This window comes from Marinobacter sp. MMG032 (assembly GCF_040112695.1).
Taxonomy (GTDB): domain Bacteria; phylum Pseudomonadota; class Gammaproteobacteria; order Pseudomonadales; family Oleiphilaceae; genus Marinobacter; species Marinobacter salsuginis.
This window is the reverse complement of the sequence record NZ_CP157802.1, coordinates 1,609,849-1,635,926: the sequence shown is the minus strand read 5'-3', so window position 1 is coordinate 1,635,926 and position 26,078 is coordinate 1,609,849. Positions and strand designations below refer to the sequence as shown.

Below are 26,078 nucleotides of genomic sequence, written 5' to 3'. Positions count from 1 at the left end.
GGGCTCCTGTTATTCGGGAATTGAAAAAAGTGGGTGATGGCTTGCGAACAAGCGCTCGAAGGCTTTGGCTCGCAGCTCAATCTCGTCGGCAGTACCGCCAAACAGGCCACCAACCACGGCAAGCATATCGGCCCCGGCGCGGATTAGTGGTTCTGCGTTTTCTGCGGTGACGCCGCCAATGGCCGTCAGTGGGCGCCCGAAACTCTTGGCTTCGGTTAACACGCTTGGGGCTGCAGCCGGTGCTCCGGGTTTGGTCGAAGACGTATAAAAGCGCCCGAAGGCCAGGTAGTCGGCGCCTGCTTCCAGCCCGGTGCGCGCCAAAGCCAGATCGGCGTGGCACGTTATGCCGATAATCGCCTCCTCGCCGAGAAGCGCGCGGGCAGCTGCCAGTGAGCCGTCGGTTTGCCCCATATGGACGCCGGCAGCGCCCACACGTTTTGCCAGATCCGGGTCGTCGTTGATCAGCAACGGCACACCGGCATTCCGGCAAACAGCTTGCAGGTCATTTGCCTGGGCAAGTCGTACCGCCATGGGCGCATGTTTCTCGCGATATTGTACTATGACGGCACCACCGCGAAGCGCTGCCTCGACCGATTCGATCAGTGTTTCGGGTGGCGTGAGCACGCTGTCGGTGATTGCGTAGAGGCCCGGACGAAGCCCCTTGCTCATCGTTCCCACAGAATCCCTCGGTCCGGTACCGGTTGGCCTTTGCCAACGTCCAACGCGTGGAGTATAGCGCGATGGACGTAGTTCTGGGCCTGCGAGATGGCCGCGCGTGGAGAGAGGCCCGAGGCCCTTCCGGCCGCAATGGCCGCGGCCAGCGTGCAGCCCGTGCCATGGTACTCGCCGCCGATACGTTCGACCTCCCATCGCATGGGGTCAGGTGCGTGATTGTAGAGGGTGTTGATAATGTGAACGCCGGTACCGTGCCCGCCGGTGGCCAATACCGATTCGCACCCGCTTTCCAACAGGTTGTTGGCAGCCTGGTCCGGGTTATCGCTGCCCCCGAGCATCGCCAGTTCAATACCGTTTGGCGTAATCATTTCTGCCAGGGGAAACAGCTTCTCTTTCATGGCGCTAACCAGCTCGTCATCGGCCAGGTCGCCGCCACCCGCAGCTTTGATCACCGGATCGGTAATCACGGGTACGCCTGGGTGTTCACGGATGAAATCCACCAGCACATCCACCACTGCCGCATTGCCCAGGGCGCCGGTTTTGATGGCGTGAATGGGGGTATCGTCAGCAAGGCACCGGAGCTGCTGGCGAATCAGCTCGGCGGAGACCGGCTCGGCGCCATAAACGTTGCGCGTATCCTGAACCGTGAGGCAGGACAGAACGGGCAAGGGGTGGCAGCCCAGCGAGGTGACTGCCTGAATGTCGGCCTGGATGCCGGCGCCGCCGGAGGGGTCGAGGCCGGAAAGAATCAGAACCTGGGGTCGGGTATAGCGTTTAATGACTCAGCTCCTCAAAACGGTTTGACAACAGCCAGGATGACGACGGCCAGAAGGATCAGGACCGGCAATTCATTGAACCAGCGGTAAAACACATGGCTTCTGGTGTTCTGGTCGTCCCGGAAGACCTTTACAAGGTGCCCGCAGTAAAAATGGTAAATGATCAGAATGGCCACCAGAAACAGCTTCGCATGCATCCAGCCCTGGCTGAAATAACCGGTTACATTGTAACTGATCAGCCAGACACCGAAGACGACGGTTGCGATCATCGAAGGTGTGGTAATGCCCCGGTACAGCTTCCGCTCCATGATCTTGAAACGTTCACGGCCGGGCTCGTCCTCGCAAGCCGCATGGTAGACGAACAGTCTGGGCAGATAGAAGATGCCGGCGAACCAGCACACCAGTGAAATAATATGGAAGGCTTTCACCCACAGCATTCGTCAGCTCCGTCGGTATTGGTAGTAACTCTCGATATCGGCTTTCAGAACCACGCCATAAACGCGTTGGATCATTGGCGCCACGTGACGTTGTACGTAAAGGGCCTCGGCATTGGTTGCATCGAACTGGTCCAGGGCCTCCTCCAGAGTGGCCTGGTACTGCACCGGGGCAACGTCACGACGATTGGCGGGAATGTCCATCAGGTCAATGGACTCCGGTGGTTCGATTTCCTCGTCGGCCACCAGTTTTTCCGTGTCTTCCAGATATCTCGCCAGGTCGACAGCCGGTAACAGTGCCGTGGGTCCGCTGCTGCCCTCAACCACCAGCCACTTTGGTTCCGATTTCAGGACCTTACGTGCCTCTTCCACCGTCAAGTGTCGTTCAGTACGCAGGATGCTGCGATCCATGATGGCGCCGACCGACACCCGGCGCAGGGCCTGGATCACGGGAGAATTCTGGTAGCTCAGCCCCTGGTTCTTGAGAATGGTGAGGAACAGCGATTTCTTGCCGAAGGCCTCGCTGGTCACCAGGCTCGACGTGGTAATAATCAGCATGCCCGGAAGGATGATGTTGGGGTTCCGCGTGAGTTCCATGAGTGCCATCAGGGCGGCGAGTGGTGCCTGGAGCACGGCACCCATCATGGCACCCATTCCGAGCATCGCGTAAAAGCCAACCGACGAGGCGTGTTCCGGCAAAATCTGTGCGCCGATCAGGCCCATGGCGCCGCCCAGAGTTGCCCCCATGAACAGCGTCGGGCCAATCACGCCGCTTGGCATGCCCAGGCCGATGGAAAGCGAGGTAATGACCAGCTTGGCGGCGCCAGCACCCAGCAATAGCCAGAACGCCAGCTCACCGTTAATGGTTTCGTTGACGGTGTCGTACCCGATACCCATGGTTTCCGGAATGAAAATGGCGAAGGGCACCATCAGAAGGCCCGCAATGGTAATGCGCAACAAAACCGGACGGTGGTGGTGCTTGCCCATTGTGTCCACCAACTGGATAAACAGCGCGGCGGCGATGCCGATAATGACGGCAATGGCCAGTATCCAGGGGATCTCCATCAGCGAGTTCATGGTCAGCGCCGGCACGCTGAAGGCCGGTTCAGCGCCATACACTGCCTGAGTCACAATCGCTGCGCTCACGGCCGCCAGAATGATTGGCGTGAAACCCGCAATGGTGTATTCCATCATCACCACTTCCATGGCGAAAATAACCCCGGAGATCGGCGTGTTGAACGACGCTGAAATGGCCGCCGCACAGCCGCAGGCCACGAGCGTCCGGATGCTGTTGTTCGGCAGGCGCATCCATTGTCCCATCAGACTCGAGAAGGCGGCACCCAGGTGCACTGCCGGCCCCTCGCGCCCCGCCGATTGGCCGCTGACCACCGTGGCCACCCCCGAGATAAACTGCACCAGGGCGCTACGCATGGAAATGTAGCCCTGGTGGTAGTTCAAACGCTCCATAACGTGAACGATCCCGACCTTGCGGTCGTGGGTAGCCAGCCGATGCATCAGCAAGCCCAGCCCCAGGGCGCCGGCCAGGGGGAGAAGCCCCCGGGTCAGCAGGTCCAGTTCCTCGAAGGATTCGGAACCCTCTCCCGGCAGGAAATGTTCGAGCGGCCACTCGATGGCCAGGCGGAATACGAGTATGACGCCTCCGGTAAACAGCCCGGAGAGAAGGCCGAGCACGGCCAGTTGCGGTAATGCGTCAACACCGGACAATCGGCGCCGGAAAACGGGAATCAGATGCTCGGTAATCTGGTGCCAGATTTTCTGCATGAGGCCAGAGTTCCGGTGGATTTGGATGGACGGTCAGAAAGATTCTGACAACATTGTAACGGTCGCCTTGAGGGCTGCAATAAGTCATTGGTTTATCATGGTAGACTACGGCGTCAAAGCTATTAATTCTGATACGACGTCGCTGGAGAAGATGGTGATTAAAGTAGGCATCGTTGGTGGCACCGGTTACACCGGTGTGGAACTGCTGAGAATCCTTGCGGTTCACCCTGAAGTTTCGGTCAGCTGTATTACCTCCCGGTCTGAGGCGGGCATGCCGGTAGCGGACATGTACCCGAATTTGCGTGGCCACTATGACCTGGCGTTTTCCGAGCCGGATGTAGCCGTGCTTGGAGCCTGCGACCTGGTTTTCTTCGCCACGCCTCATGGTGTGGCCATGCGAATGGTTCCGGAACTGATGTCGGCCGGCGTGCGTGTGGTGGATCTTTCTGCGGATTTCCGGCTTAAGGATCTTGATGTTTGGGCCAACTGGTATGGGATGGCTCATGAAAGTCCGGAATGGGCTGAAAAGGCGGTTTATGGTTTGCCGGAGGTGGTGCGAGATGAAATCCGGACAGCCCAGTTGGTTGCCAACCCCGGTTGTTATCCTACAGCGGTTCAGCTGGGCTTCCTCCCATTGCTGGAGCAGGGGCTGGTGGATCCTGCCCGGCTGATCGCGGACGCCAAATCCGGCGCCAGCGGCGCAGGCCGGCAGGGCAAGATTGGTATGCTGCATGGTGAGATTGGTGAAAGCTTCAAGGCCTATGGCGCCTCAGGGCATCGCCATCTGCCAGAGATTCGCCAGGGTCTGTCCGGGGCGGCCGGAGGTGATGTGGGCGTAACCTTCGTTCCCCATCTGATTCCAATGATCCGCGGTATCGAGGCGACGCTGTACGCGGAGCTGAAGAACCCGGCCGATTTTGATCGGCTGCAGACGTTGTTCGAGGAGCGCTTTGCGGACGAGCCGTTTGTCGATGTCATGCCGTTTGGTAGCCATCCGGAGACCCGAAGTGTGCGCGGGGCAAACCAGTGTCGTATGGCGCTGCACAGACAGGAGCTTAGCAACATCGTGATTGTCTCTTCTGTCATCGATAATCTGGTGAAAGGCGCAGCAGGGCAGGCGGTTCAGAATATGAACATCATGTTCGGCCTCAAAGAAACCATGGGGCTTGAAGCCCCGGCGCTGCTGCCTTGATGCCAAGGGAAAGATCGTGAGCGAACAGCGAAAGCCGGCTGAAGAGTATGTCGTTATTCGCCATCGTCCCGGGTATCGCCTGCGCAGAACGGCCATCCTGCTGATTTTTACCGTTGTTGCGGCAATCGCCGGATATGCAACCGGCCTGGCTCAGGGTGGTTTCCGGTTTTCCAGCGCTGAGGAGTCAAACCAGGTGTTGGAGGATGAAGTCGAGGCCCTGCGAGAGGATTATCGCAAGGCCAGGCAACAGCTGATCAACCTGGAGCGAGGACGGGTCATAGATGAGCAGGCCCTGAATCAGGCTCGCAAAACCATTGTCGAGCTGGAAACCCGGATTGTGTCACTGCAATCTGACCTGACATTTTATAAAAATATCATGGCGCCATCGGAGACCAGCAAAGGCCTCCAGGTTGACAGTTTCACGCTGGTTCCGACCCGTAATCGTGACAGCTACGACTTCAAGTTGGTGCTGACCCAGGTCGGCAACAACAAGAGCTACATTTCAGGTGTCGTAGCGGTCAATGTCATCGGTTTGCGTGATGAAGAGAAAGAGGTCATCGCTCTGCGCGACCTTTCGGAGGACATAGCCGATCTCGGCGTGAAATTCCGTTTCCGGTATTTTCAGGACGTCGAAGGTTCCCTGAAACTGCCGGAAGAATTTGAGCCGCTGGAAATCCAGGTGGTAGCCCAGGCGGAAGGAAGAAAATCCTCGCAAGCCGAGCGCACCTTTAACTGGGACGATTTAACGGAGAACTGACATGCTTGGCAAGAAAAAGCAGAAGCCGCGCCGGCCCACTGGCCACTTTGACACACTTATTTCCTCACGAACGACTGTGGAAGGCGATGTGCATTTCAGCGGTGGGCTTCATGTGGATGGCCGAATTCGCGGGAAGGTGGTTGCCGATGAGGGCACAGATGCAGTACTGAGGGTCTCGGAGGTGGGCGAAGTGACGGGCGACATCAACGCGCCTCACGTCATCATCAACGGTACGGTAAATGGTGATGTCTACGCATCGGCACATCTTGATTTGGCGGAAAAAGCGGCCATCAATGGCAGCGTCTACTACAACCTGATCGAGATGGCGATGGGCGCCTCGGTGAACGGCAACCTGGTTCATCAGCGGGAGCCCGTCGGGCTGCTCTCCCAGGATGCCAAATCTGCCGGTGCCGGCCCTAAACAGGCTCCTGCTGGTGATCAAACAGCGGAGCCCGAGGAATCGGGCGATGGTGGAAAGTCCGAATAGTTGATTGTTTTAGTCGGGAATACCATAATCGCGAGAGTTGTTCACGATTATCCGGAGGCGAACTTGAGCGCAGTTCAGCAACAAATGGCGACACCGCTGTTCTTCAGTGACAATGCCGTTGCCAAAGTACGTGAGTTGATCGAGGAAGAGGAAAACCCCGAACTGAAACTTCGCGTCTTTGTCACAGGTGGTGGCTGCTCCGGATTTCAGTACGGCTTCTCGTTTGATGAAAACCAAGATGAAGAAGACACCGTGATCGAGCGTGATGGCGTGTTCCTGCTGGTTGATCCTATGAGTTACCAGTATCTGGTGGGCGCCACGATTGATTATCAGGAAGGCCTGCAAGGGGCACAGTTCGTGGTCCAGAACCCCAATGCCAGCTCCACTTGCGGCTGCGGCAGTTCCTTCTCCATTTGATCCGGAAAACGTCAGGCGGGGTAGATGGCGCCCAGAATGCGTGGCCCGGCTGCTCCGGTGACTTCCGGGAGATTCCCGGGTTTTCCTTCCAGCGCCTGTTTTGCCAGCCATGCAAATGCCACAGGCTCTACCATCTGCGGGTCTAGCCCCAGTTCCGAGGTCAGTGAAAGTTGGGCCTCGGGCAGTGCCTTACCCAGCTCTTCCATCAAAAGCGGATTTCGCGCCCCGCCTCCGCAAACGTAAACCCGAAGGCCCCTGGTCTCAGGCAGTTGGTCGACGACGCTCGTAACGGTCAGTTGCAGCAATGTCCTTTGAATATCTTCCGCTGGAATCTCCGGATGGCGACCTACCAGTGTTCTGACCCAATCAAGATTGAACCTTTCTTTCCCGGTGCTCTTCGGGGGCGTCTTCGAAAAGTAGGCATCAGAGAGCATGTCTTCGAGAAGTTCCTGGTTGACCGAGCCCTCGAGGGCCCAATGGCCATCGCTGTCAAAAGGAAGTCCTGTCTGGTCCAGGCACCATGCGTCCATCAGTGCATTGGCCGGGCCGGTGTCGAAGCCGGTGGCCGGCGTGTTTTCACTGGCGGGGAGCCAAGTGATGTTGGCGATGCCACCGAGATTCAGAATGCAGCGGTTTTCCGTATTCGAGCTGAAAAACGCCTTGTGGAAGGCAGGAACCAAGGGTGCCCCCTGGCCTTTCGCAGCCATATCCCTCCGCCGGAAGTCGGCGACCGTCGTGACGTTCGTAGCTTCGGCAACCACGGAGGGATTGCCAATCTGGATTGAAAAAGGAGCCGTGCCGGAGGGTTGGTGCCGTATGGTTTGTCCATGGCTGCCAATGGCGCGAATCGCGGTTGGGTCAAAACCGGACTTTTGGATGACTTCGTTCGCGGCCTCGGAAAACAGCGTCCCGACGAGGGTGTCCAGCTCACCGACCTCGTCCGGTGCAGCCTGATTCTGGCTGGCAGCAAGCAGGCGATGGCGAATCTGGTCGGGGTAGGGAGTGGTATGCGAGGCGTGAATCGTTACGGTGTTGTTCTGAAAAGACACCAGCACGGCATCAATACCATCCATGCTGGTGCCCGACATCAAACCTATCCAGGCTTCCATTCTGCGTTCAGTCGTCTGAAGCCAGTGCGAGTTGCTGGTAGCTCTCGCGGAAAACGTCAAATTGGGCGATGCGTTGCTCTGTGAACTGCTTGAATCGGGCCATTTCGGAGGACGGAATGGGTTTGGCATCCGGCAGCTTGACGGTGCGCGAGTTGCGCGGCGACCCGTTCAGCCTGAACTCGTAGTGCAGGTGCGGACCAGTGACCATGCCGGAGGAGCCGACGTGGCCGATAGTCTGGCCCTGCTTGACCCGTGTACCGTTCTTGATACCTTTGCCCAGGCGGCTCATGTGGGCATACAGGGTGGTGATGTTGTCACCATGCTGGAGGATAACGGTTCGCCCGTAGCCACCTTTCCAGCCGGCAAATTTAACCCGCCCTGAACCTGCAGCCTTGATGGGCGTTCCGGGAGGCGCCGCGTAGTCGGTACCTTCGTGCGGGCGGACAACGTCCAGCACTGGATGTCGGCGCTGCAGATTAAAGGGAGAGGAAACCCGGGCATTAATCGGGGTCCGCAGGAAGGCTTTGCGCATGCTTTTGCCGTCCGGCGCGTAGTAATCGGCATCGCCATTGCTGTCGGTGTAGAGCAGGGCGAGGTTTTCTTCGCCACGGTTAACAAATCGGGCAGACAGGATTCGACCGGTATCGAATTTCTCGCCGTCCAGGTAGAGCTCTTCGTAAACCACTTCGAACTGGTCGCCCTTGCGGACATCGTAGACGAAGTCGATATCCCAGCCGAAGATACCGGCCAGCTCCATTGTCAAACGGTCATTTAGGCCGGCTTCCCGTGCAGCCAGATAAAGAGAGCCGTCAATGGTGCCTGATGCGAAAGCCGGTCGTGCCTCCGGTTTGCGAATTTCGGTCTCGCCGGTAAAGCTCTCACCGTTCTTTTTAATCTTCAGGGTTTCCAGGCGATTTCTTTGCAGATCAATCGCTGCAAGTGAGCCGTCATCGGTTGTTGCAAAGCGAATAGTCTCGCCCGCGTAGAGGCGCTGCAGCTTGTCTGCCTCGCCATCACCGTGAATAACAGAAAGCATGATGCCGTCATTGAAGCCCGCCTTCTTGAACAGGGAAGAAAGGGTGTCGCCGGACTTGATCGCGAAGGTTTGCCAGTCGAATTCGGGCTGCTTCGGAGCGGCAGTCTGTTCCGGCTCTGCAACGCTTACCTGTTTGCTGGCTTCTACAGCCATTTCTGGCGCGGATGCTTCCGGCTGGGTTTCTTTGGCTGCACCGGCTGGCGGTGTTGCTTCCACAGTTGCTGCGCCGGTTTCGGAAACAGTGCCCTGCTCCAGATCCAGGGAGTAGGACATCCGCTTTGCTTCAACGTTGCTGCTGGGGCTCATAAGAATGGCAGCGGTAACAACAACCGTGGCCGCAGCAGCAATGGTAATGTGAGTTTTGGGAAACATTTTTAGCACGTATCGCACCCGTTTTAATCGGCATTACGGCAGCTTGTACTACCTAATTAAAGCTGTTGTTCAAGTATAGTCCAACAGATTACCGTATAAAATGCATGCGGGACAGCGTGGAACATTACGGTTACTGTTCCATCCTCCGGATTTCTTTCGACAGCGTTGTTATAATACGCCGCCCTGTAAACTCGGTGTTGGTCAATTTCTGGTCAGCTAACTTTAACAGGGGAACAGGTAACTCACAGATTTCTTTTGTTGAACTCTGTAACTGGCAGAATTTTTTTCAGGATCAAAGCGGGGACGTGTTGTTCATGGCATCCATTGATGAAGCGTTGGCGATAATCAAGCGAGGCGTAGACGAGCTCATTCCGGAAGATGAGCTTATCGAGAAATTGAAAGAAGGTCGTCCGCTCCGGATCAAGGCCGGTTTCGATCCCACTGCGCCTGACCTTCATCTTGGTCACACCGTTCTAATTAACAAGCTTCGTCAGTTCCAGGATCTGGGGCACGAAGTGATGTTTCTGATCGGTGATTTCACCGGGATGATCGGTGATCCGACCGGCAAGAGTGCAACGCGTCCTCCTTTAACAGAGCAGCAGGTCGCCGAGAACGCGGTTAGCTATAAAGAGCAGGTGTTCAAAATCCTGGATCCTGAAAAAACGCGCGTCATGTTCAATTCCGATTGGATGAGCAAGATGAGCGCTGCAGATATGATTAAGCTGGCGGGCCAGTATACCGTCGCCCGCATGCTTGAGCGGGATGATTTCACCAAGCGCTACCGGGCTGAGCAGGCGATCGCAATTCACGAGTTCCTCTACCCTTTGGTGCAGGGTTACGACTCAGTTGCCATGGAAGCTGATGTTGAATTGGGGGGTACCGATCAGAAGTTCAACCTCCTTATGGGTCGTATCCTGCAGAAGCACTATGGGCAGTCGCCTCAAGTGATCCTTACTATGCCAATTCTGGAAGGGCTTGATGGTGTTCAGAAGATGTCCAAGTCTCTGGGGAACTATGTGGGCGTCAACGACTCGCCTGGCGAAATGTATACCAAGCTGCTCTCCATGCCGGATGATCTCCTGTGGCGCTACTTTGAACTTTTGAGTTTCCGGCCGCTTGCCGAAGTGGAAGGCTTTCGTGAGGCTGTTGCTGGCGGAGCGAATCCCCAGGACTACAAAAAGCTGCTCGCGGAAGAGATCATTACCCGCTTTCACGATGAGGAGGCAGCCCGAACTGCTCACAAGTCCGCCGGTAACCGGGTGGCGCTCGGCGAGATCCCTGATAATGTGCCGACTGTTGAGGTGTCATTGGAGGGGCAGGCCGAGATTCCGATGGCGGCAGTGCTTCGCCTCGCCGGTTTGGTAAAGAACGGAGCGGCGGCCCGTGATGTCCTGGGGCGCGGTGCGGTATTTGTCGACGGTCAGCAATTCGAAGGTGATCGGAGGTTTGTAGAGGGTGATGATTGTGTAATCCAGGCGGGCAAGAAGAAGATCGCCCGCGTCCTGATTACTGCGTGATCGATTTTGGGCGATTTTGAGTTTTTTTCAGAATCGCCGTTGACACCCCCGGGCAGGTCTGTAGAATGCGCATCTCCTTCGAGGGGCAAGCCACTTAAGCGGCTCCGAATTCGAAGGGCAACTGCTTGAAAGTTTTGAAGAAATTGAGTTTTAAAATTCTTCAGAAAGCAGTTGACAGGCAAGCAATTCATTGTAGAATGCGCGCCTCGAAATAAGCAGTAAGCCGGGTGGTTTTTCGGCGCTTTCCGGGGACGGAAAACATCGAAAAATAAACGGTTGACAAGGCGGCGGAACGATGTAGAATACGCGGCCTTGATTGAGCAACAGCTCAAACGCTCTTTAAAAAGTTGACCAAGTAATTCGTGTGGGCGCTGGCCGAGGTATTTCGGATATGAAATATCAGGACAGTGACTCGTCGAAATTGAGTTTTGTCTTGAGCAAGAATTGCGATCTTCGGATTGCTATATGATTTAAACTGAAGAGTTTGATCATGGCTCAGATTGAACGCTGGCGGCAGGCTTAACACATGCAAGTCGAGCGGTAACAGGGGGTGCTTGCACCCCGCTGACGAGCGGCGGACGGGTGAGTAATGCATAGGAAACTGCCCAGTAGTGGGGGATAGCCCGGGGAAACCCGGATTAATACCGCGTACGCCCTTCGGGGGAAAGCAGGGGATCTTCGGACCTTGCGCTATTGGATGTGCCTATGTCGGATTAGCTAGTTGGTGGGGTAAAGGCCTACCAAGGCGACGATCCGTAGCTGGTCTGAGAGGATGATCAGCCACATCGGGACTGAGACACGGCCCGAACTCCTACGGGAGGCAGCAGTGGGGAATATTGGACAATGGGGGCAACCCTGATCCAGCCATGCCGCGTGTGTGAAGAAGGCTTTCGGGTTGTAAAGCACTTTCAGTGAGGAGGAAAAGTTGGTCGTTAATACCGGCCAGCCTTGACGTTACTCACAGAAGAAGCACCGGCTAACTCCGTGCCAGCAGCCGCGGTAATACGGAGGGTGCAAGCGTTAATCGGAATTACTGGGCGTAAAGCGCGCGTAGGTGGTTTGATAAGCGAGATGTGAAAGCCCCGGGCTTAACCTGGGAACGGCATTTCGAACTGTCAGGCTAGAGTATGGTAGAGGAGTGTGGAATTTCCTGTGTAGCGGTGAAATGCGTAGATATAGGAAGGAACACCAGTGGCGAAGGCGGCACTCTGGACCAATACTGACACTGAGGTGCGAAAGCGTGGGGAGCAAACAGGATTAGATACCCTGGTAGTCCACGCCGTAAACGATGTCTACTAGCCGTTGGGACTCTTGAAGTCTTAGTGGCGCAGCTAACGCACTAAGTAGACCGCCTGGGGAGTACGGCCGCAAGGTTAAAACTCAAATGAATTGACGGGGGCCCGCACAAGCGGTGGAGCATGTGGTTTAATTCGACGCAACGCGAAGAACCTTACCTGGCCTTGACATGCAGAGAACTTTCCAGAGATGGATTGGTGCCTTCGGGAACTCTGACACAGGTGCTGCATGGCCGTCGTCAGCTCGTGTCGTGAGATGTTGGGTTAAGTCCCGTAACGAGCGCAACCCCTATCCCTAGTTGCTAGCAGTTCGGCTGAGAACTCTAGGGAGACTGCCGGTGACAAACCGGAGGAAGGTGGGGATGACGTCAGGTCATCATGGCCCTTACGGCCAGGGCTACACACGTGCTACAATGGCGCGCACAGAGGGCTGCAAACCCGCGAGGGGGAGCCAATCTCACAAAACGCGTCGTAGTCCGGATCGCAGTCTGCAACTCGACTGCGTGAAGTCGGAATCGCTAGTAATCGTGAATCAGAATGTCACGGTGAATACGTTCCCGGGCCTTGTACACACCGCCCGTCACACCATGGGAGTGGATTGCACCAGAAGTGGTTAGTCTAACCTTCGGGAGGACGATCACCACGGTGTGGTTCATGACTGGGGTGAAGTCGTAACAAGGTAGCCGTAGGGGAACCTGCGGCTGGATCACCTCCTTAAACGAAGCCGAACGCTTCGGTCAGAGTCCACACGAATTACTTGGTTGGCTGAATAAAGAGAGCAGATGGGTCGTTGCAGGCCCGTGTTTTTGGGTCTGTAGCTCAGGTGGTTAGAGCGCACCCCTGATAAGGGTGAGGTCGGTGGTTCAAGTCCACCCAGACCCACCAGAATTTCACTGCTCGTCGTTGTCAAAGCACTTGCATAGCAGGCTATGCGGCGCACTTTGACGCCTAGATCAGCAAAATCCTGGTCTTGGAGACGATAGCAGAGCGCAGGACAGATTACGTTAATCTAGGCGCAGCTTGAATGAGTGAAGGAGTGACCCTCGATGGGTCATGACTGATGCGAATGAATGCTGCAACGACGAGTAACGGAAGCTGGACAAGTTCTGGGGCTATAGCTCAGCTGGGAGAGCGCCTGCCTTGCACGCAGGAGGTCGGCAGTTCGATCCTGCCTAGCTCCACCAAATTACTGACTAACTCCGGTTAGCAGTGTGCAGAAACAAGCTTTTCAGTTGTGTGACTCGATTGCGAGTTGTAGCTGAAGATCTTCTTTCTGATCACTGGGTCAGATTTGCTCTTTAACAAATTGGACGAGATAGAACACGAAGATATTTCTCTCATTATCTCCGAGAGGAATATGTTCAAAGTGATAGCGATTTCAAGCGTTATCCGGTGTTGTCGTTGAAGTGGTTGTTCTATTGCTTCAAGTGGCTGTCTCGAATAAACCTCTGAATCAGGCTTGCCTGGTGATGGGTGTGGATTCGTGATCAGTTGTCTTGGGGTTATATAGTCAAGCAACTAAGCGCATACGGTGGATGCCTTGGCAGTCAGAGGCGATGAAAGACGTGGAAGCCTGCGATAAGGCTCGGGGAGCTGGCAAACAAGCTGTGATCCGGGCATCTCTGAATGGGGAAACCCACCGACTTTCGGGTCGGTACCTTACACTGAATCCATAGGTGTAAGGGGCGAACCGGGGGAACTGAAACATCTAAGTACCCCGAGGAAAAGAAATCAACCGAGATTCCCTAAGTAGCGGCGAGCGAACGGGGACTAGCCCTTAAGCTAGACAACTGGTAGGAGAAGGCTCTGGAAAGTGCCGCCATAGTGGGTGATAGCCCCGTATCCGAAACCTGAGTCTGGTGAAATCGAGTAGGACGGGACACGTGATATCCTGTCTGAACATGGGGGGACCATCCTCCAAGGCTAAATACTCCTGACTGACCGATAGTGAACCAGTACCGTGAGGGAAAGGCGAAAAGAACCCCTGTGAGGGGAGTGAAATAGATCCTGAAACCGTATGCGTACAAGCAGTCGGAGCGGACTTGTTCCGTGACGGCGTACCTTTTGTATAATGGGTCAGCGACTTATGTTCAGTGGCGAGGTTAACCGTTTAGGGGAGCCGTAGGGAAACCGAGTCTGAATAGGGCGATTTAGTCGCTGGGCATAGACCCGAAACCGGGCGATCTATCCATGAGCAGGTTGAAGGTGCCGTAACAGGCACTGGAGGACCGAACCCACTGTCGTTGAAAAGCCAGGGGATGACTTGTGGATCGGAGTGAAAGGCTAATCAAGCCCGGAGATAGCTGGTTCTCCCCGAAAGCTATTTAGGTAGCGCCTCGGACGAATACCACAGGGGGTAGAGCACTGTTTCGGCTAGGGGGTCATCCCGACTTACCAACCCGATGCAAACTCCGAATACCTGTGAGTACTATCCGGGAGACACACGGCGGGTGCTAACGTCCGTCGTGAAGAGGGAAACAACCCAGACCGCCAGCTAAGGTCCCCAAGTACCAGTTAAGTGGGAAACGATGTGGGAAGGCTCAGACAGCTAGGAGGTTGGCTTAGAAGCAGCCATCCTTTAAAGAAAGCGTAATAGCTCACTAGTCGAGTCGGCCTGCGCGGAAGATGTAACGGGGCTCAAACTGGTCACCGAAGCTGCGGCTGCATACGTTGTATGCGGGGTAGGGGAGCGTTCTGTAAGCCTGCGAAGGTGTGTTGAGAAGCATGCTGGAGGTATCAGAAGTGCGAATGCTGACATGAGTAACGACAATGCGGGTGAAAAACCCGCACGCCGGAAGACCAAGGGTTCCTGCGCAACGCTAATCGGCGCAGGGTGAGTCGGCCCCTAAGGCGAGACCGAAAGGTGTAGTCGATGGGAAACGGGTTAATATTCCCGTACCTTGGATAGCTGCGATGGAGAGACGGAGAAGGCTAGGTGAGCCGGGCGACGGTTGTCCCGGTTTAAGCGAGTAGGGAGTGGACTTAGGCAAATCCGGGTCCACAATCCTGAGACGTGACGACGACTGCTCATAGAGCGGGAAGTCATTGATGCCATGCTTCCAGGAAAATCTTCTAAGCTTCAGGCTATTCGAGACCGTACCCCAAACCGACACAGGTGGTCAGGTAGAGAATACCAAGGCGCTTGAGAGAACTCGGGTAAAGGAACTAGGCAAAATGGTGCCGTAACTTCGGGAGAAGGCACGCTGGCAGTAAGTGAAGCCCCTGCGGGTGGAGCTGAGACCAGTCGAAGATACCAGGCCCCTGCGACTGTTTATTAAAAACACAGCACTGTGCAAACACGAAAGTGGACGTATACGGTGTGACGCCTGCCCGGTGCCGGAAGGTTAATTGATGGGGTTAGCGCTTGCGCGAAGCTCTTGATCGAAGCCCCGGTAAACGGCGGCCGTAACTATAACGGTCCTAAGGTAGCGAAATTCCTTGTCGGGTAAGTTCCGACCTGCACGAATGGCGTAACGATGGGGGCGCTGTCTCTACCCGAGACTCAGTGAAATTGAAATCGCCGTGAAGATGCGGTGTATCCGCGGCTAGACGGAAAGACCCCGTGAACCTTTACTATAGCTTCACAGTGAACTTTGAGCATGTTTGTGTAGGATAGCTGGGAGGCTTTGAAGTGGGAACGCCAGTTCTCATGGAGCCAACCTTGAAATACCAGCCTGACATGTTTGAGGTTCTAACTTGGTCCCCTTATCGGGGATGAGGACACTGTGTGGTGGGTAGTTTGACTGGGGCGGTCTCCTCCCAAAGCGTAACGGAGGAGCACAAAGGTGGGCTAAGCATGGTCGGACATCATGCGGTTAGTGTAATGGCACAAGCCCGCTTAACTGCGAGACAGACACGTCGAGCAGGTACGAAAGTAGGTCATAGTGATCCGGTGGTTCTGTATGGAAGGGCCATCGCTCAACGGATAAAAGGTACTCCGGGGATAACAGGCTGATACCGCCCAAGAGTTCACATCGACGGCGGTGTTTGGCACCTCGATGTCGGCTCATCACATCCTGGGGCTGAAGCCGGTCCCAAGGGTATGGCTGTTCGCCATTTAAAGTGGTACGCGAGCTGGGTTTAGAACGTCGTGAGACAGTTCGGTCCCTATCTGCCGTGGACGTTGGAGATTTGAGGAAAGCTGCTCCTAGTACGAGAGGACCGGAGTGGACGAACCTCTGGTGTTCGGGTTGTGACGCCAGTCGCATTGCCCGGTAGCTATGTTCGGACAGGATAACCGCTGAAAGCATCTAAGCGGGAAGCCCCTTCCAAGATGAGATCTCCCTGGACCCTCGAGGTCCCTGAAGAGCCGTTCAAGACCAGGACGTTGATAGGTCGGGTGTGTAAGCGCTGCGAGGCGTTGAGCTAACCGATACTAATTGCTCGTGCGGCTTGACTATATAACACCCAAGACAATTGCGGATAATGCAGAGCCTAACCGCTCAAACGAAATCAACATCACTCAGTTCTATCCCGTCCCCCAGTGATCAACCGTTTTGCCTGACGACCATAGCGGTCTGGAACCACCTGATCCCATCCCGAACTCAGAAGTGAAACAGACCAGCGCCGATGGTAGTGTGGCGTTGCCCATGTGAGAGTAGGTCATCGTCAGGCTCCTAACACCTAAAACCCCAGCATCCTCGATGCTGGGGTTTTTTATTGCCTGAAATCTGAGAAATCCCAAAACCATGACGCTGCGCACAGTGACAACGTGTAACCAGCGTTAAACTTCTGTAAAAGAACTGGCGAAAACAACACCAAAAACCGAAGCCAGCCTCAGAGACGCTCATCAGTCATCTTTTAATCAGCCGCCAACAATAAGAAGCGGCAGCGGTGAGATGTGACTATGAGTAGAACAATTTCCTCGCTTCTCCTCCTGCCTTTACTGGCCTCGGGGGTCAACGCCGATTTGCGCCCGATTTCAGACCAACAGATGTCTGAAGTTGCAGGGCAGGCTTTTGTATCCGTTGATCGCCAGTACCATCCTGATGCCAACGACAATACCGCCTATACCCGGGTCAATCTTGGAATGGACATTGAAATCCAGACCAACGTAGATGTCCTGGAAATGGGGCGTTACGACCGGGAAGGTGAAAAGCCGGGCACCTCGGACGTCTATATTGAAGATTTTGCCCTTGGTTATATCAATAATCAGGCCTATTTTGACGCGAACCCCGAAGCCCCCAGGCAGCGAAAGGCTAACGGCAGCGCTTATGGCGAGGGTGAGATAGTCCCTTTCCACATCCAGAATCCCTTCCTGGAATTCGCCTTTGATGAAGACACCGATGAAGTGGTCGGCTTTCGGCTTGGTTTCGGCGAATCCATGGGCGTTCTCTCAGGGAAGATCGAAACCCTGACCGGTAATGTGAACGTGGATATTATTGATCGAGGTGAGGGGCTCTCAGAGGCAAATTCCTCCGGGAATCTGTTTGATCAACTGATTGTTCTCCTGACGCCACTCCTTGAGGGTGGTAGTCCGCTCTCCACCAAAGCCGAGTTGGTTTATGGAGCAGAGGGCGATCCAAACATTGGCGAGCTGGATCCCATAAGAGCCGAATACATTGGCATTCCGAACGGTGAGCGATTCGTGCTTGAAGGCGCCAGTGGATTTACCCGTTGGTCGGTACAGAACCTGATCGGCTGGGGATCGAGCTCCCGGATTGAAGTTCCTGACTGTTCCTTTTTCAGCTGTTCCGGGGGAGACATTTATGTCTACGCCCAGGATTGCCTTGTCCTGGGGATCGACTCCTGCTTCGACCTGGATATCTACAACAGCTTCCCCGTGGGCGAAGTCGGTGAGGTCAACGGCGAAAGGCGAATCACCGGCCCGGCTGATGGCGCCTTCATTTCCTTCCAGACCAAGGATCTGGAATGGTTGAAAGATGTAAAGAAAACAGACTTCACGCCCGAGGATTTCATCAGGGCAACCTCGGGTGCATTCTTCAATATCCCAAACGGAGCGACTGAGGTGAATCTCAACGAGGCGCTCTATGGCACCCAGCGTTACCGTACCGAGTACATCGACCGCGGCAAAGGCCTGTTCTGAGGAGCGCTTTATGACATGGTTCAGTTCCAGACAGTTCTTGTTTCCGTATTTCCTCTTCTTACAGTTTGGAGCGTACTGGTCATGCCTGGTTATGCCGAGGCAGAGCTTCAGGGCCTCTCGGAAACGGAAATGGCTGGAATTGACGGTGCTGGTATCGGCCTGGTCTTGGAGAATTTTAAATTTTCCCACGGAACAGACGAGCCGGATGCATCGGGTGAGCAGGCACGCATTTTTCGGATCGGAGGCATCAAGAGCACTGATGGTCGTGATGTCGATATAACGGTGAACCACCTCTATATCTCTGGCGCCAATAGCAACTATGGCCAGGCCTTGGGTCCGGTGAACCTTGGGCGGCTTCTTAACCCTTGGCGAATCGATGTTGTAGATGGCAACGAAATCGGCATCGCCAACAAGGCGGTTCTGGAGTTTGCGGCCAGTTCCAGGGTTTCTGCCGGCCAGGGCTACGATTGCATGGATTCCAGTGCCGGTTTAGGCAGCGGCACCTGTTCCAGTCGCCCGGCCACTGTGGATTACATTGGGGAACGTGCGGATATTGGTATGCAGATGAACGTCGCGGTGGGTGACGACCGGTCTGCCAACATCAATATTCACGCCAAGAGCGCTGTTATCGACGGAAGTTATCTGCGTCTCTGGGGGGACGACGATCGGCGCCAAATGGTTGGACAGTTCAAGCTCAATTTTTATTCTCCGGAATTGTCGATAAACGCCTGCGCACAGGATGGCTCCAGCTGTGGCTCACGAATTCTGATGAGTAATTTTGCGCTTGAGCTTGCAATTGGTAATCAGCTTCAGCCGGTTTTCTTCGATGTTGATGGTAGTGGAAACTTTGTGGTGGAGGTGGCCGCGATTCGGCGTCCTCAACCGGGCGAGATCGGTGCGGACGGCCTGAGAAGTAGCAGCGATGCTGAAGCCTGGGATTTCTACGAGTCCTATTACACCAATCCGGAATTCCGCAGCAATCTGAAGATCGGGAATTTCAGTGTAGGCGACCGTGATTTTGGCTCAGCCCGAGTCCAGGGCATGCTCATACAGCATCTGAATATAAAAACGAGGGATCTGAGCCAATGAAAGCCATCCTGTGCAGAACGTCTCTAGCCCTCGCTATTTTGCTGCTTGCTCCGCCGACCCTCGCGGAGCTCTCCCGACTTGGTGATGAAGCCCTTTCAGACATCTCGGGCCAAGGCGGGATCTATCTGTCCGGCGACATCAGTATCAACGAGATGGGTGGTCCCGTTGAGAACAGCTATTTCGGACGCTGTGACGATGCCGACAAAAAGTGCGGTGCCCGCTTTGCCTACCGCCTTAAAGACAATGGGGGTTGGATGGTCCTTGATGATATTCGCGGTAATTTCGCGTTTGAGGGGCTGACACTGCGGGTCCGCACCGTTGATTCCGGGTTCGGGGGTGATGGAGAGCAGTTCAACCGGGATGTTCTGGAACTGGGCTTGCCAAACACCGTCCGGTTCAATGACGTCCAATTCAATATCTCCGCCAGTAGTACAGCGCGGCCAACCGCCCCAGGGTTTCAACAGACGGACATATTCTCAGTGGATATGCGAGGAGAAGTTGTCATGGAAGGCAACCTGCTTGTGTTTCCTGCCGGTAATCCGTAATGGGCAAGAGGTTGATGATTATGTGGGCTCCGGACAGTAGCAGGCCATTTACCTTGACGGCTATCGGGTTGGCGTGCCTGATCAACGCCTCCTGGGGATTTGCCGATATGAAAAGCCTCGACGACACCGCGTTGGCCAACATCAGCGGTCAGAGTGGCTTGACCATGGAGCTGGACCTTGCCTTGACAGCAGATCGTTTGTCCTACTATGACGATGACAAAGGCATCCATCTGGAAGGCTTCCGGGTTGGTTCTGCCATCGATTCTGCAGGTCAGGCGTTTCATCTGGTTCGGATCGACATCGAGGACGATGCGTCCCTGAACCTTGATTACCTGGTCGAGGATCGGAGAGTGGAGTTCGGAGATATCCGCCTCGCCGGGGCGCCGGGAGTCAGTATGGGTGGCGTCTTTTTCGACCATACCCTGGAGGGATATCTGAACATCCGCCAAGGTGGTTCCGTTGGCGGGGCCGGCTATACGTTCGACTCGGCCTACACCATGACCGGCGGCCGCCTGGGTTATCGCACCAACGGTAATGAAGTGTTCCTGGATGATATCACCATGAACGTGGAGGCCCTGGGGGTAACGCTGGATGTCGTCGGCGACACCCTGGCCCTGGATGCGCCAAGGATTGTTGGTAACTGGGAGGTTGGCGCAATCCGTTACAGCAATAACCCCCTGAATCATGGCGTATCCGTGGATTCTGGCTCGGGTCAACTGCTACCCAGTTACGGTAGCCTGAGCGGTAGCTACGATCTTTCGTCCAGCACCGGCATTACCGCCGGCGGGCGCTCCGGGGAAGGCCTTCGCATCGATAACGAGACGGTTATTCACTCGGCGACCTTCCTCTATATGGATGACGGTAAGGCTCTGGCCCTCAGGGACATCACCGGAAGCTATCGAATCAACGACCTCAGGCTTGATGTGACAACCGACTGGAGGAATCGTCCGGCCCTTGCCCTGACCCTTGGCTCCCTGGCCGGGCAGTTTAATATCGGTGCCATTGAGGTTGGCGGCAGTGGGAGAAGCATCGGAGAGGTGAACGTCAGCTTTCTGCTTGAGGACCAGTTGTTCAATGGACGCAACTATTCCAATGCGGTCTATCTCCAGGGCGGTGGTCATCCGGATGCCGGCCCCCAGGGCTTGCGGCTCGCTACGGAATGGAGCTTGCGGCTTGCCGATTTCAGCTACACGGAAGACGGGAACAGGGTGATCTTCAGCGGCCTTCAGTCGTGGGGGCAGGGTGATGTTACGGTTAACGTGACTCGCAATGAGATGATCAATGGCACCCAGTTTTTCGATGGCCTGCGCATCGGGTTTGAGGATGTCCGGGCTGGATACCGGATCAACGGTCTGCGGGTGGGCAGTGAGGATGCTCCCTTGCAGGGTGGCACTGAGCTGCTGCTGGCGCTGGGCTTTTATCCTGCCTATGAGTTTGAACTGGATGGCCATATGACGCTTGGCCCCGGTGGTGCCTCGGGTGAGGGGATTACCATCAACTCGGATGTCCGGATTCATGATGGCAAGGCCGCCATTATCGCGGTGCCCTACGATCAGGGTAACGGCGAGGTTCCGCAGAAGGGGCTCTGGATCACCGAGCTGGATTATGATTCCCACGTTCGGGGCATGACAGTCGACGTCACGCAGGAGGGGCTTGCGATTGTCAAAAGCGAAGCCTGGAGCACCATGGACATCGGCAACCTGAGGATTGGTGACAAGGAATCAGGCCGGAGTTTTGGGCGATTCGTGGTCCAGAAATATGAAACCGGGAGCAGTATGACGATCGTGCCGGGAGGCGCCGGTGATGTCTGCGCCGGTGGCGTTGGTGACAGTCCATCGTCCTGTGTCAGCTCTGGAGGTGTCTGGGAAGCCCGGGGTGAGGAAGGGCTGACTGTGCGCCTGAAGCAGGTGTTTGCAAAGGCCGCCGGTGAGGACCGAAAAAACGCGCTGACCTGGGAAACCAACCGGGAAACCAATGGCGTTGGCGAAGCTGTGAATGGAACGGGCACGCGTCTGGTTCTGAACGATATCCATACCAGCGATGGCGGTGACTTCGATGGTGATGGCGTGGAAGACAATTCGTTTGGCCTGCGCACCGACCTTTCCGTGGATGTCTACCAGACCCGGGTCGTAAAAAAGACGGACGGTCCTGACGCTCTGGGCGTGGTTGGCAACCGGGGTGACGAGAAAATCATGGATGGCGCATCAGCTTCGGGTTATCGCTATGTGGCCAATCCGACCCTGCAGGAAGCCGAAAATCGCCCGCTGGGTTTTGCCGTGAAAGCGAGAAGTCAGTTCAAGGAGCTCTCCATCAATAACATTGATCTGGTCCACCCCGTTGGCGGAGCACAAACCGCGGTATACGGTGTGAAAATGCAGAACTTCGATATCAAGGCGAACCTCACCGCGACACCGATTCCCTGATCTGTCGGCAGCCAATTCGCAAAGGCAGGCTGCCGACTTTGTCTTTTTCCTTCCCCTGGTGTTTAATCCGGCCTTACCCACTCTCATGGCTGGATGCGTGTAATGAAATCCAAGGCACTTATAGAGCTGCTCAGTGACGGACAGGTCCATTCGGGAGCTGCGTTGGCCGAAAAACTCGGGGTCAGTCGCACGGCAATCTGGAAACAGATCCGTCGCGCAATGGACGAAGGTGCGGATATTGCCACGATCCGTGGGCGCGGCTACCAACTGGTGTCCCGGGTCGACTTGCTCGACCCTGCGGCAGTGCTTGATGGAATTGCCTCCGGGCGGGAAGAGGAACTGGCGCTGACCGTGCTTGATGAAGTGGATTCGACCAATGCCGAAGTGATCCGACAGATCACGGCCGGTACCCGGGGTATTCCGGTGGTCATGGCCGACTGCCAGACCTCCGGGCGCGGGCGACGTGGACGTGTGTGGCAGAGCCCTCGGGGTGAAAACCTGTATCTGAGCATGGGCCTGACGTTTCACGGTGGTTTCGGGGTACTGGACGGGTTGAGTCTCGTACTGGGGGTTGCGGTGGCCAATGCCCTGGAGCGACTGGGAGTGCCCGAGGTGGGGCTCAAATGGCCGAACGATATTTTTCTGCCCGACGGAAAGCTTGGCGGCATTCTCGTGGAGCTGCAGGGCGAACTCGAAGAGGGCGTTGTGCAAGTGATTGCCGGCATTGGTCTGAACGTTCACATGTCCCGGGCCGAGGGTGTCGATCAGCCCTGGAGCAGTCTTGCCAGGGCATGCCCGAACGTCGACTGGTCGCGGAATCAGATTGCCGGCGCCATTATCGATGCGGTTCTGGATGCGGTGCCCCTGTTTTCGGATGTCGGTTTCGCGGATTTCCGCGAGCCCTGGCAGCGAAGGGATATCTTTATGGGGAAGCCGCTTCAGGCTCGGGGTGGTGGTGTTGAAGGCGTCGGCTGTGGTATCGATGACGCGGGAAACTACCAGATACGGACCCAAACCGGGACTGTTCCGGTACGCGCAGGGGAAATCAGTCTGCGAGTGGTGTCATGAAGCTTTTTATTGATGCAGGCAATACCCGGTTGAAGTGGTGTCTGGATGACCAGGATTGCACTCTGGCAACAGGCACCGGATCACTGGAAGATGAGAACCCTTTGAGCTCAGCAGGAGAGCTCATAAGGCAGGTAAGGGGTGTTGCCATATCCACCGTTGCTTCCGAAGAAAGGCGCACCCATCTGATGGATTCACTTGCAAAGCTCTGTCCGGCGCCGGTGAAGTTCTACTGGTCCGAGCAGTCCCGTAACGGACTTGTAAACGCCTACCAGGATGTATCGAGAATGGGGGCAGATCGTTGGCACGCAATGTATGGCGCCTGGCTCGATCACAAGCAGGGCTTCGTGGTGGTGGATGCCGGCAGTGCGGTTACCATCGACTATGTGGATACGAGTGGCCAGCATCTCGGTGGGTATATCCTTCCGGGGTTGCAAATGATGCTGCGGAGTCTCAGGACGGACGCGGCGCGAATCTGGTTCGACCCTGATCAGGGATTGGCGACAGACCCGGGACGGAATACCGGGGAATGCGTGAACCATGGTCTTGCCTGGCTTTCCGGTGCCATGATCGAGCGTGTTATCGCTGACGCCCGAAAGCACGGGTTGTCTGATCTGTTGGTGACTGGCGGTGATGCGAATCGCCTGATTGGCCTGGGGCTGCCTGGTACCCATCGGCCCGACCTCGTGTTGAGCGGCCTGCGTGCGATTCATGCCGAGGACTCGTCAGAATGAGGTGGTTGGCACTGGTGCTGGTACTGGTCAGTATTGGCATCTATTACCTGCCAGACTTCGTCGGTCCATCCGGCGGAATGGCCAAAGTTGCCAGTGGTAGCTTGCCGCGGGTGGCCAGCCTGAAGTCTCCGGATCCTCGTAACGATGCGGTGGCGATACCGTCAGGGCGCTCTGACTTGTCCTGTGTACGCCTAGGATGGATCGAAGCCGCGGAGCGTGCGCGAAGGCTAGTGGCCAACCAGCCCCTTGCCGAGGAAGCCGGCTTCAAGGTCGAAGAAGTCGAGCGAGAGTTGCCGCCCTTGCATTGGGTCCTCATCCCGCCCCAACCTGAAGCCGTGGCGTTGCGCCAGTTCCGTGACATTCAGCGCCAGGGGATTGATTCCTATCTGGTCACCGAGGGCGAGAACCGCAATGCGATCTCCCTGGGGCTATTCGAGTCCAGGGAATCTGCAATATCCGTGCTGGAAGAAAAAAAACGTCAGAATCTTAATGCGGTACTGGTCAACTTCCCCCGAAATCAGATAAGCTACGCGCTCTCTTTTGAGGCGGAACCGGAACTCGCTAAAGAACTGGTTCAGGCGGTGAAAGCGGATTACGGCAGCAATTTCGATTTCGTTGAAATCAGGCCTTGTGAAGGTGTTGCAACGCCAGAAAAAAATCCGTAGTATACCGCCCTCGCTGACGAGGCGAATGTGAGCTGGCGTAGCTCAGTTGGTAGAGCAGCTGACTTGTAATCAGCAGGTCGGGGGTTCGATTCCGTCCGCCAGCTCCACTTTAAGTTTTGACGGATTTGCATAAGCAGGTCCGACTCGGAGGGGTTCCCGAGTGGCCAAAGGGATCAGACTGTAAATCTGACGGCATCGCCTTCGCAGGTTCGAATCCTGCCCCCTCCACCACTAAATTGCTTGCGGGCATCGTATAGTGGCTATTACCTCAGCCTTCCAAGCTGATGACGCGGGTTCGATTCCCGCTGCCCGCTCCAATTTGTTTTGTAATGCTCATGTAGCTCAGTTGGTAGAGCACACCCTTGGTAAGGGTGAGGTCGGCGGTTCAAATCCGCCCATGAGCTCCATTATTTATCCGGTCAACGTCACGATCCTGGTTGATTAGGGAGATTGGTCAAATGTCTAAGTCTAAGTTTGAACGTAATAAGCCGCACTTGAACGTGGGCACCATTGGTCACGTTGACCATGGTAAGACCACTCTGACCGCAGCGCTGACTCGTGTATGTCACGAAGTGTTCGGTACCGGTGAGAGTCGTGCCTTTGACCAGATCGATAACGCACCGGAAGAGCGTGCGCGTGGTATCACCATCGCCACCTCCCACGTTGAGTATGATTCACCGACCCGCCACTACGCTCACGTAGACTGCCCGGGCCACGCTGACTATGTTAAGAACATGATCACTGGTGCGGCGCAGATGGACGGCGCGATCCTGGTTTGCTCCGCAGCTGACGGCCCCATGCCGCAGACCCGTGAGCACATCCTGCTGTCCCGTCAGGTTGGCGTACCTTACATCGTTGTGTTCCTGAACAAAGCGGACATGGTAGACGATGAAGAGCTGCTCGAGCTGGTCGAGATGGAAGTTCGTGATCTGCTGAGCCAGTACGACTTCCCGGGCGACGACACACCGATCATCACTGGTTCCGCGCTGATGGCGCTGGAAGGCAAGGATGACAACGAGATGGGTACTACCGCTGTCAAGAAGCTGGTAGAAGCTCTGGATGACTACATCCCTGAGCCGGAGCGTGCGATCGATCAGCCGTTCCTGATGCCGATCGAGGACGTCTTCTCCATCTCCGGTCGTGGTACTGTTGTAACAGGCCGTGTTGAGCGTGGCATCCTGAAGACCGGTGATGAAGTTGAGATCGTTGGTATTCGTGATACCCAGAAGACCACCTGCACCGGTGTTGAGATGTTCCGCAAGCTTCTGGACGAAGGTCGTGCTGGTGAGAACATTGGTGCGCTGCTGCGTGGTACCAAGCGTGACGACGTTGAGCGTGGTCAGGTTCTGGCGGTTCCGGGTTCCATCACTCCGCACACCAAGTTCGAGTGCGAAGTGTACGTGCTGTCCAAAGAAGAAGGTGGTCGTCACACTCCGTTCTTCAAGGGCTACCGTCCGCAGTTCTACTTCCGTACTACCGACGTAACCGGTTCTTGCGAGCTGCCGGAAGGTGTGGAAATGGTTATGCCGGGTGACAACGTCAAGATGAGTGTTACCCTGATTGCTCCGATCGCCATGGAAGATGGTCTGCGCTTCGCGATTCGTGAAGGCGGCCGTACCGTTGGTGCCGGCGTAGTCTCCAAGATCATCGAGTAATTGACTC

Annotated in this window: 19 protein-coding genes, 6 tRNA genes and 3 rRNA genes; 22 read left to right on the top strand and 6 right to left on the bottom strand. The window is 55.8% G+C overall.

Annotated elements, in window-relative coordinates:
• Positions 1-9: 9 nt before the first annotated feature.
• From thiE to ABNF92_RS07570, 4 genes are read right to left on the bottom strand one after another with little or no spacing between them, the layout of a single operon-like run.
• The gene (thiE, locus tag ABNF92_RS07585; RefSeq protein WP_349343845.1) at positions 10-678 is read right to left on the bottom strand and encodes a thiamine phosphate synthase; all 669 of its coding nucleotides are present in this window, start codon (positions 676-678) and stop codon (positions 10-12) included.
• Positions 666-1,424, bottom strand: a complete 759-nt coding sequence (locus ABNF92_RS07580; RefSeq protein ID WP_153634909.1) for a hydroxymethylpyrimidine/phosphomethylpyrimidine kinase — start codon at positions 1,422-1,424, stop codon at positions 666-668. Before ABNF92_RS07580 ends, thiE begins: the two co-directional genes overlap by 13 nt.
• Before the next feature lie 41 nt (positions 1,425-1,465).
• Positions 1,466-1,888, bottom strand: a complete 423-nt coding sequence (hemJ, locus tag ABNF92_RS07575) for a protoporphyrinogen oxidase HemJ (protein WP_069184819.1) — start codon at positions 1,886-1,888, stop codon at positions 1,466-1,468.
• A gap of 3 nt (positions 1,889-1,891) precedes the next feature.
• Positions 1,892-3,667: a chloride channel protein gene (locus ABNF92_RS07570; protein WP_136631326.1), complete on the bottom strand. Its 1,776-nt coding sequence runs from the start codon at positions 3,665-3,667 to the stop codon at positions 1,892-1,894.
• A gap of 154 nt (positions 3,668-3,821) precedes the next feature.
• Here ABNF92_RS07570 and argC point away from each other — a divergent pair, with 154 nt between their 5' ends.
• From argC to erpA, 4 genes are all read left to right on the top strand, one after another.
• Positions 3,822-4,859, top strand: coding sequence for an N-acetyl-gamma-glutamyl-phosphate reductase (gene argC, locus ABNF92_RS07565; protein WP_349344070.1), 1,038 nt, complete (start codon positions 3,822-3,824; stop codon positions 4,857-4,859).
• Positions 4,860-4,875: 16 nt separating this feature from the next.
• Positions 4,876-5,616, top strand: coding sequence for a DUF6776 family protein (locus ABNF92_RS07560; protein ID WP_222466613.1), 741 nt, complete (start codon positions 4,876-4,878; stop codon positions 5,614-5,616).
• 1 nt (position 5,617) lies between these two features.
• Positions 5,618-6,103 carry a polymer-forming cytoskeletal protein gene (locus ABNF92_RS07555; RefSeq protein WP_349343844.1) on the top strand — a complete coding sequence of 162 codons (486 nt, stop codon included), beginning with the start codon at positions 5,618-5,620 and terminating at the stop codon, positions 6,101-6,103.
• A gap of 84 nt (positions 6,104-6,187) precedes the next feature.
• Positions 6,188-6,520, top strand: a complete 333-nt coding sequence (gene erpA / locus ABNF92_RS07550; protein ID WP_349344069.1) for an iron-sulfur cluster insertion protein ErpA — start codon at positions 6,188-6,190, stop codon at positions 6,518-6,520.
• A gap of 11 nt (positions 6,521-6,531) precedes the next feature.
• Here the strand turns inward: erpA and ABNF92_RS07545 are convergent, their stop codons facing one another.
• Both ABNF92_RS07545 and ABNF92_RS07540 read right to left on the bottom strand, forming a co-directional pair.
• Complete coding sequence (locus ABNF92_RS07545; protein WP_349343843.1) at positions 6,532-7,629, bottom strand: anhydro-N-acetylmuramic acid kinase; 1,098 nt, start codon at positions 7,627-7,629, stop codon at positions 6,532-6,534.
• 7 nt (positions 7,630-7,636) lie between these two features.
• The gene (locus ABNF92_RS07540) at positions 7,637-9,046 is read right to left on the bottom strand and encodes a peptidoglycan DD-metalloendopeptidase family protein (RefSeq protein WP_069184824.1); all 1,410 of its coding nucleotides are present in this window, start codon (positions 9,044-9,046) and stop codon (positions 7,637-7,639) included.
• Positions 9,047-9,351: 305 nt separating this feature from the next.
• Between ABNF92_RS07540 and tyrS the strand changes: the two genes are divergently transcribed.
• The 18 genes from tyrS (at position 9,352) to tuf (ending at position 26,071) form a co-directional block, all read left to right on the top strand.
• Positions 9,352-10,554: a tyrosine--tRNA ligase gene (gene tyrS, locus ABNF92_RS07535; protein ID WP_349343842.1), complete on the top strand. Its 1,203-nt coding sequence runs from the start codon at positions 9,352-9,354 to the stop codon at positions 10,552-10,554.
• Positions 10,555-11,026: 472 nt separating this feature from the next.
• A 16S ribosomal RNA gene (locus tag ABNF92_RS07530) occupies positions 11,027-12,566 on the top strand.
• A gap of 91 nt (positions 12,567-12,657) precedes the next feature.
• Positions 12,658-12,734: transfer RNA gene (locus tag ABNF92_RS07525), tRNA-Ile, on the top strand.
• Between the two features lie 223 nt (positions 12,735-12,957).
• Positions 12,958-13,033, top strand: a tRNA-Ala gene (locus tag ABNF92_RS07520).
• A gap of 324 nt (positions 13,034-13,357) precedes the next feature.
• Positions 13,358-16,249 (top strand): 23S ribosomal RNA (locus ABNF92_RS07515).
• A gap of 99 nt (positions 16,250-16,348) precedes the next feature.
• A 5S ribosomal RNA gene (gene rrf / locus ABNF92_RS07510) occupies positions 16,349-16,463 on the top strand.
• The 16S, 23S and 5S rRNA genes sit together here with 2 tRNA genes alongside, the layout of an rRNA operon.
• A gap of 232 nt (positions 16,464-16,695) precedes the next feature.
• Positions 16,696-17,895, top strand: coding sequence for a hypothetical protein (locus tag ABNF92_RS07505; RefSeq protein ID WP_349343841.1), 1,200 nt, complete (start codon positions 16,696-16,698; stop codon positions 17,893-17,895).
• A gap of 81 nt (positions 17,896-17,976) precedes the next feature.
• Positions 17,977-18,984: a hypothetical protein gene (locus ABNF92_RS07500; RefSeq protein WP_306344456.1), complete on the top strand. Its 1,008-nt coding sequence runs from the start codon at positions 17,977-17,979 to the stop codon at positions 18,982-18,984.
• Entirely contained in the window at positions 18,981-19,529 is a 549-nt protein-coding gene (locus ABNF92_RS07495) for a hypothetical protein (protein WP_349343840.1), read from the top strand. Before ABNF92_RS07500 ends, ABNF92_RS07495 begins: the two co-directional genes overlap by 4 nt.
• Positions 19,530-19,549: 20 nt before the next feature.
• On the top strand, positions 19,550-21,952 hold the full coding sequence (locus ABNF92_RS07490; protein ID WP_349344068.1) for a DUF6160 family protein: 2,403 nt from the start codon (positions 19,550-19,552) through the stop codon (positions 21,950-21,952).
• A 102-nt stretch (positions 21,953-22,054) separates the two neighbouring features.
• Positions 22,055-23,020 carry a biotin--[acetyl-CoA-carboxylase] ligase gene (locus ABNF92_RS07485; RefSeq protein WP_349343839.1) on the top strand — a complete coding sequence of 322 codons (966 nt, stop codon included), beginning with the start codon at positions 22,055-22,057 and terminating at the stop codon, positions 23,018-23,020.
• Positions 23,017-23,751, top strand: coding sequence for a type III pantothenate kinase (locus tag ABNF92_RS07480; RefSeq protein WP_209398991.1), 735 nt, complete (start codon positions 23,017-23,019; stop codon positions 23,749-23,751). The genes ABNF92_RS07485 and ABNF92_RS07480 overlap by 4 nt, the downstream gene beginning before the upstream one ends.
• Entirely contained in the window at positions 23,748-24,416 is a 669-nt protein-coding gene (locus ABNF92_RS07475; protein WP_291910536.1) for a hypothetical protein, read from the top strand. The genes ABNF92_RS07480 and ABNF92_RS07475 overlap by 4 nt, the downstream gene beginning before the upstream one ends.
• 31 nt (positions 24,417-24,447) lie before the next feature.
• Positions 24,448-24,523: transfer RNA gene (locus tag ABNF92_RS07470), tRNA-Thr, on the top strand.
• A gap of 39 nt (positions 24,524-24,562) precedes the next feature.
• Positions 24,563-24,647: transfer RNA gene (locus ABNF92_RS07465), tRNA-Tyr, on the top strand.
• Positions 24,648-24,658: 11 nt separating this feature from the next.
• Positions 24,659-24,733, top strand: a tRNA-Gly gene (locus ABNF92_RS07460).
• 14 nt (positions 24,734-24,747) lie between these two features.
• A tRNA-Thr gene (locus tag ABNF92_RS07455) sits at positions 24,748-24,823 on the top strand.
• A gap of 51 nt (positions 24,824-24,874) precedes the next feature.
• Positions 24,875-26,071 carry an elongation factor Tu gene (gene tuf, locus ABNF92_RS07450; protein WP_136629937.1) on the top strand — a complete coding sequence of 399 codons (1,197 nt, stop codon included), beginning with the start codon at positions 24,875-24,877 and terminating at the stop codon, positions 26,069-26,071.
• Positions 26,072-26,078 lie beyond the last annotated feature (7 nt).